Origin of the sequence: Photorhabdus stackebrandtii, from assembly GCF_011189495.1 — a bacterium.
Classification (GTDB): domain Bacteria; phylum Pseudomonadota; class Gammaproteobacteria; order Enterobacterales; family Enterobacteriaceae; genus Photorhabdus; species Photorhabdus khanii.
This window is the reverse complement of record NZ_PUJV01000061.1, coordinates 1-6394: the sequence shown is the minus strand read 5'-3', so window position 1 is coordinate 6394 and position 6394 is coordinate 1. Positions and strand designations below refer to the sequence as shown.

The following is a 6394-nucleotide window of genomic DNA, read 5'->3' as shown; positions in this document are numbered from 1 at the left end:
AAAGGTATTTTTTCTCTGATGCAGCTATCCCATATTTCATTAATAATGTAACCGTATCCATGTTTGTTCTTGCCCGTGATTATTTTCATAAGGAATAGAACCACCATCTTGGTATCTATGGTTCTTCTCCTTTTTTGCCAAAGTTTATCAATTTTTTCACATGTTTCAAAAAACGATTGATTTAGAGAATTAAATATATCCATAGCTTCACCACTCAATGGAGGATACCTCTCATAAATATAGTAAACTCCTTAACCGAATGCCATTGGTTCAGCCACATCCCCAGGCAAAAACTGGCCGACATCATCGCGCTTGTCCGTGAAATTGCCCGGCCATCAGACGATAACTTTCATGATGAAATGGTGGAGCAGTACGGGCGTGTTCGTCGTTTCTTGCCCCATTTACTGAATACTGTTAAATTTTCAGCAGCACCTGCCGGGATTACCACTCTGGATGCCTGTGACTATCTCAGTAGAGAGTTCAGTTCGCGGCGACAATTTTTTGACGATGCTCCGACAGAAATCATCAGTCGCTCATGGAAAAGACTTGTTATTAATAAAGAAAAGCATATCACCCGCAAGGGATACACGCTCTGTTTTCTAAGTACACTTCAGGATGGCCTGAGACGACGGGATATTTACGTGGCAGGCAGTAACCGGTGGGGAGATCCACGGGCAAGGTTACTACAGGAGGCTGACTGGCAGGCAAACCGGATTAAGGTCTATCGATCACTGGGGCACCCGACAAACCCGCAGGAGGCGATTAAATCACTACGTCATCAACTGGATACCAGCTACAGACAGGTTGCTGCACGACTTGATGATAATGATGCGGTTCAGCTTGACGTTTCTGGCCAGAAGCCAAAACTGACTATTTCCCCTCTCGCCAGTCTTGATGAGCCAGATAGCCTGAAACGACGGAGTAAGATGGTCAGCGATCTGCTCCCAACTGTGGATTTGACGGAATTGTTGCTCGAAATTAACGCTCATACCGGATTCGCTGATGAGTTTTTCCATGCCAGCGAAGCCAACGCCAGAGTTGATGACCTGCCAGTCAGCATCAGCGCCGTGCTGATGGCAGAAGCCTGCAATATAGGTCTTGAACCGCTGATCAGATCAAATGTGCCTGCACTGACCCGACACCGGCTGAATTGGACAAAGGCAAACTATCTGCGGGCAGAAACCATCACCAGTGCGAATGCCAGACTGGTTGATTTTCAGGCAACGCTACCACTCGCACAAATGTGGGGTGGTGGAGAAGTTGCCTCTGCAGATGGAATGCGTTTCGTTACGCTAGTCAGAACAATCAATGCCGGGCCGAACCGCAAATACTTTGGTCACAACAGAGGGATAACCTGGTACAACTTTATGTCCGATCAGTATTCCGGATTTCATGGCATCGTTATACCGGGGACACTGAGGAATTCCATCTTTGTGCTGGAAGGCCTTCTGGAACAGGACACCGGGCTCAATCCCACCGAAATTATGACTGATACGGCAGGTGCCAGTGATCTTGTTTTTGGCCTTTTCTGGTTGCTGGGACCAGTTTTCACCGCGTCTTGCTGATGCTGGTGCTTCGGTTTTCTGGAGAATGGACAGTGATGCCGATTACGGTTCGTTGAATGATATTGCCAGAGGGCAGTCTAATCCCCGAAAAATAGAGCTTCAGTGGGACGAAATGATCCGGACAGCAGGTTCTCTAAAATTGGGAAAAGTACAGGCATCGGTGTTGGTTCGTTCATTGCTGAAAAGTGAACGACCATCCGGTCTCACTCAGGCAATCATTGAAGTGGGACGCATCAACAAAACGCTGTATCTGCTTAACTACATTGATGATGAAGATTATCGCCGGCGTATTCTGACTCAACTGAATCGGGGAGAAAGTCGCCATGCTGTTGCTAGGGCAATCTGTCACGGTCAAAAAGGTGAAATAAGAAAGCGTTATACCGACGGTCAGGAAGATCAGTTGGGGGCACTGGGTCTGGTCACCAACGCAGTCGTGTTATGGAACACTATTTATATGCAGGCAACCCTGGATCATCTTCGTGCTCAGGGCGAAGCACTGAATGATGATGATATCGCACGCCTTTCCCCGCTTTGTTATGGACATATCAATATGCTGGGCCATTATTCCTTCACGTTGGCAGAACAGGTGACGAAAGGTCATCTGAGACCATTAAAAGAGGCGTCAGAGGAAAAGGATATTGCTTAACGTGAGTTTTCGTTCCATTGAGCATCAGACCCCGATTTAGAGCTTCACTATAAAAATAACAAAAAAATGGAGCGCCATTTCGATGAAATGATGACTTATATTGAAAATAACCAAACGATGATCCCGAATTATGGGGAAAGGTATCGCTATGGAGAGCCGATATCAACGGCATTTGTTGAATCAACCGTCAATGAAGTGATAGCAAAGCGAATGGCGAAAAAACAGAGTTGGATATCCCGAATCATCTCAATAGGGAATTAAGTCATGAATTGGCTGACGAGAAATCCTCAGGTTAATCTCCGGTTTTTACCCGTCTATTCACCCTGACTAAATAAAACGTCTATGGCAATCTCTACATGAAACGGTAACCCGGAACCCTTATGTGGCAGCTAATTAGAGGTGTTGAAACCTTCCTGGAATCGGCCTCATTGCAACAACAGCAGAGAATGGAAAAAGGAGATGTATCACTATTATGAAACTTTATTTAGAGGCGGACATGGTATGGCCAAAATGTAGCATAATTAACCCGAATTCTGTTTAAGCCGTCACTGAAAAATCGTCTTCCGAATAGAAAACTTTCAGTGATGGCTGCTTCCATTTAAGGCAATAAGCAATCAAACCGCCTAAAACGGTCAACATAAATCCTTTTATACTTCGATGGCGAGAATGCTCTATTTGAGAAACGGTTTTTAATTGCCCATGAATCGTTTCGATGATGAAACGCCTTGATAACATTATTTTATCCCACTCAGCCAGCAGCTGTGCTTTCATATTTCGGCGCTTTTGGGTGACGAAAGTGACGCCGGTTTTGCCTAAATCGTCTGCCAGTTCCTGACTGAGATAACCTTTATCGCCGTAAAGCGAACCCGTTAATTCTGTTGTTAATTCGCGAACAGGTTCCCGATCATCCACATGACCGGCAGTGATGTTAAGCGCCAGAATTTCCCCCTGGTGATTGACAACCCAGTGTAATTTGAAACCATAAAACCAGCCCATTGAATTTTTTCCGCGCTTTGCTATCCCGGCAAAGACCTTATGCCGAGGAATGCGAATGTTATGGCAGACACTCAAACTCGTGGAATCAATAAAAGCAATGCCAGTGGGTTTTCCTTTTAATTGAGTCAGATAGCTACATAGTGGTGCCAAAACGGAAGGGGCCACACTGACAAAATGGGGATAGCTGAGCAAGGTGGGAAAATCGTTGTGGTGATATTGCCAAATGTGTTCTAGATAAAAATGTTTAAAATCCCGGTAATGTGACAGATGAAAAAGGATCAAAATGGTCATGATTTCACTGGGATACAGGTGACCTTGTCGGCGGCGTAAACGATGCCCGCTATCGAGACAAACTTGTTCCCATTGAGGGATGAAAAAACGGCAAAAATCATCGACATCACAGAAAATTTCAACTAAGTTGTCCATAGCCTGTTCCTCCCCGGAGCTGTTTCGGCATGCACCAAAACACTGCTCCTGGAACAGGCTTCATGTCAATTTTTTATCCAGAATTCGGGTTAATTAGGATCAGTTATTCAGGACAGCTCCTAAACTTATATGTACGAAAAACAGCTTAAAAAAAGCGCTACCAACCTTAATTAAAACATATAAATAAAGGTACAAAGGTAACGCTTAAATTATACTTACCATTCTCTCGAATAAATATTTGAAAGTTTTTTAATCAATTCTGGGTTATTCACAACATCAATATTCTTTTTCTCATCATGTGCGGCAAGAGCACTATGAACGTCTTCATTTATATCACAGATTAATGGAATAAGGTTCAACAATGATTCTGAACATTCTTTAGCGGCTTTTTCAAGGATCACCTCATATAAAGAAATTGCCAGACCTGAGTTATACATAGATTGCTCTAATGAAACATATTTTTTATATTTCCACCTCGGAATAATCATATTGAATTTGAATCAGGAATAGATAGAATGTTTATCATTATAATTAATCCCATTATTTATAAAATTTTCGTTTAATAGGATTTCCATTTTTATCAAAATATCGACTGGGCCAAATAACTGAAGGATGTATTCCGAGTTTGTCCGCAATAATTTTTTCTCCCTTAGGCCATCCGCGAGCTAATGCATTTGATAGTGTCGATGAATTCAGTCCCGATTCCCGTGATAATGCGGCAAGTGTTGTGCCACGTTTACGTAATTCAGCAATAATATCCGCTGGATGCCAGTCGTTTTGAGTCGTTATCATATCGACTTACTTCTCCTATTGGTTTATGATGGTGATTCAAACAGGCTCTATGAGCCAGTGTTCATTTCCGGTGAATAAAACCTTTTCCACCAGAACCTTTATTAAAAGGGCGATAATAGACACACCGGAAAAAAATTTCTTACTAATATCCATGAACACAGAATCATATACAATTTGAATACGTGACCAATTAAACACTCATTTATGAGTTTGGAAACTTATTCATTGTAATGGAGTCGGATTGAATAATGGTTTTAGAAACCCTCTCAGGTTCATCCAGAAAATTAGTAATCAAAGCACCGACAAAATAAAGCGTAGCAATGATACAAGTGACGCCACTTGCCCCTAGGCTATTTATAAATAAACCAACAATGGCAGGGCCAATCACTACAGATAAACCCGTCCCTAAATTCAGTACTGACATGACAGCTCCTTTGTCTTTTTCTACCAGATTAGCGGACATCGCATCCAACGGGATATAACCTGCGACACCCGCTCCCCAGCAAATTCCACATATGAGTACTATGGCGTAATTTGTTCCAACAAATTGTGGTGCAAAAAACAGAAGCAATGAAGCAACGCCAGTCAGGACCCCGCCACACCAAATAATCGTCCTTTTATAACCTATTTTGTCTCCTACTATACCCCAGACCAAATTAAATAGAATATTACTCGTAAAAGCGGTTCCCCAAATGCTTAGCCACTGAGTTGTAGTAAAACCCTGAGAAATCATATATACCGGTAAATAAACAGGAAAGGCGTATTGAGAAAGTGAATTTATGATTCGAAGGATACAAGAAATAAATAGTTTTGGATATTCCTTAAGAATAGTTATTCCCTTCAAAACCTCCTTTATATTTTCAAGGGTATTATTGTTACTTTGGGGTTTAATGTTATCGCGATTGAGAACCAGAGCAAAAAAAGCGCCAAAAATAATAAATATCAGTGTTGTCCATAACGTATTAATATGACCTAATTCTTCTACTGCCCAACTCGCATAAAAAGTAGCTAATACTTGCATTCCTCCTGAAAAAACAAAATAAAACCATCCATATGCTGTACTGAGTTTGACAACAGGACTTCTATAGGCAATCCACACTGAAAATGAGTAGGCAAATAGCGGATATCCGAAACCTTTAATGGCCTGTGCCATCAACAACAGTGGATACGACATTTCTTTTAAGCCTAGGCTGACGAAACCTGCGGTGCCAACAACACAAAAAATTGTGCCTACTAGCATGGTTCGTTTAGCCCCAAATGCCTCAAAAAATACGCCAGCAAACCAAGAAGATATGGCTACACTTATGCCGTAAATACTAAATAGTGTGGAAACGTCCTGGATACTTAATCCATTATCTACCAGATAGGGGCTTAGCCAGCCTATTTCTATTCCATTACCAATCATAAAGGCTAGAATACCCAAATATCCCCATGATAATGTGCTGGGTATACCTATTTGCCCTAAAAAACCACTCGTATTCTGCTTCATTTCAAACCCTACAATTAAATATTTTTTCAGCATTCAAAATTTTTAAATACTAAGCTTAGTTTTACTTCACTACCAGACAGACGTTATATTGCAAGCGTCTTTTCAATTTTTATAATCTATTGTGTATTATGGGAAACTGTTTAAGGTTATTTTCTCGATCTCTTAAGATCTGGCGAAAATGGTTTTTTATATTCTTCATTTTTATTCTGTATCAGCGAGTGAATCCCTATTCAATTTGTTTACATTAAAGACACGTGTAGCCTCCATCAATGCAGAAATCCGCGCCTGTTGTATAAGAACTCATGTCGCCAGCAAGATAAAACAGCAATAGCCGCGAGGTCTTCCGTTTTTCCTAGGGGCTGTTGACGTTTTGAGAGGAATTACGGAACAGCATGATGATGGGGTATAATTGCTTTCGCCAAAAAACGACTCTACCTCACCATCATGCCAAGAACTATGTTAACAGATGAAGTATGGAAT

At 41.7% G+C, this 6394-nt stretch carries 5 protein-coding genes and 2 pseudogenes; 2 read left to right on the top strand and 5 right to left on the bottom strand.

Features of this window, described 5'->3' with window-relative positions:
* On the bottom strand, nucleotides 1–218 hold a 218-nt coding region (locus C5470_RS22560; protein WP_207627072.1), incomplete at its 3' end, for a hypothetical protein.
* Between the two features lie 51 nt (nucleotides 219–269).
* Between C5470_RS22560 and C5470_RS21070 the strand changes: the two are divergent.
* Together C5470_RS21070 and C5470_RS21065 are read left to right on the top strand one after the other, a co-directional pair.
* Nucleotides 270–2211: pseudogene (locus tag C5470_RS21070) on the top strand (Tn3 family transposase); the annotation flags it as partial.
* Between the two features lie 36 nt (nucleotides 2212–2247).
* Nucleotides 2248–2436: pseudogene (locus tag C5470_RS21065) on the top strand (ISKra4 family transposase); the annotation flags it as partial.
* A 312-nt stretch (nucleotides 2437–2748) separates the two neighbouring features.
* On the opposite strand, the gene C5470_RS21060 reads toward C5470_RS21065, so the two are convergent.
* The 4 genes from C5470_RS21060 to C5470_RS21045 form a co-directional block, all read right to left on the bottom strand.
* Entirely contained in the window at nucleotides 2749–3633 is an 885-nt protein-coding gene (locus tag C5470_RS21060) for an IS982 family transposase (protein ID WP_166291717.1), read from the bottom strand.
* 215 nt (nucleotides 3634–3848) lie between these two features.
* Nucleotides 3849–4070 (bottom strand): hypothetical protein, encoded by a 222-nt coding sequence (locus C5470_RS23115; protein ID WP_242688259.1) that lies wholly within the window; start codon nucleotides 4068–4070, stop codon nucleotides 3849–3851.
* Nucleotides 4071–4173: 103 nt separating this feature from the next.
* Nucleotides 4174–4425: a helix-turn-helix domain-containing protein gene (locus C5470_RS21050; RefSeq protein ID WP_166291715.1), complete on the bottom strand. Its 252-nt coding sequence runs from the start codon at nucleotides 4423–4425 to the stop codon at nucleotides 4174–4176.
* Nucleotides 4426–4627: 202 nt separating this feature from the next.
* A complete protein-coding gene (locus C5470_RS21045) occupies nucleotides 4628–5914 on the bottom strand; it encodes an MFS transporter (protein ID WP_166291713.1) in 1287 nt (428 codons plus the stop codon).
* Nucleotides 5915–6394: the final 480 nt, after the last annotated feature.

What these genes read in the sequence shown, in the direction of transcription:
- C5470_RS21045 (WP_166291713.1), bottom strand. Translation starts at nt 5,914, where the DNA reads ATGAAGCAGAATACGAGTGGTTTTTTAGGGCAAATAGGTATACCCAGC.
- C5470_RS23115 (WP_242688259.1), bottom strand. Translation starts at nt 4,070, where the DNA reads ATGTATAACTCAGGTCTGGCAATTTCTTTATATGAGGTGATCCTTGAA.
- C5470_RS21050 (WP_166291715.1), bottom strand. Translation starts at nt 4,425, where the DNA reads ATGATAACGACTCAAAACGACTGGCATCCAGCGGATATTATTGCTGAA.
- C5470_RS21060 (WP_166291717.1), bottom strand. Translation starts at nt 3,633, where the DNA reads ATGGACAACTTAGTTGAAATTTTCTGTGATGTCGATGATTTTTGCCGT.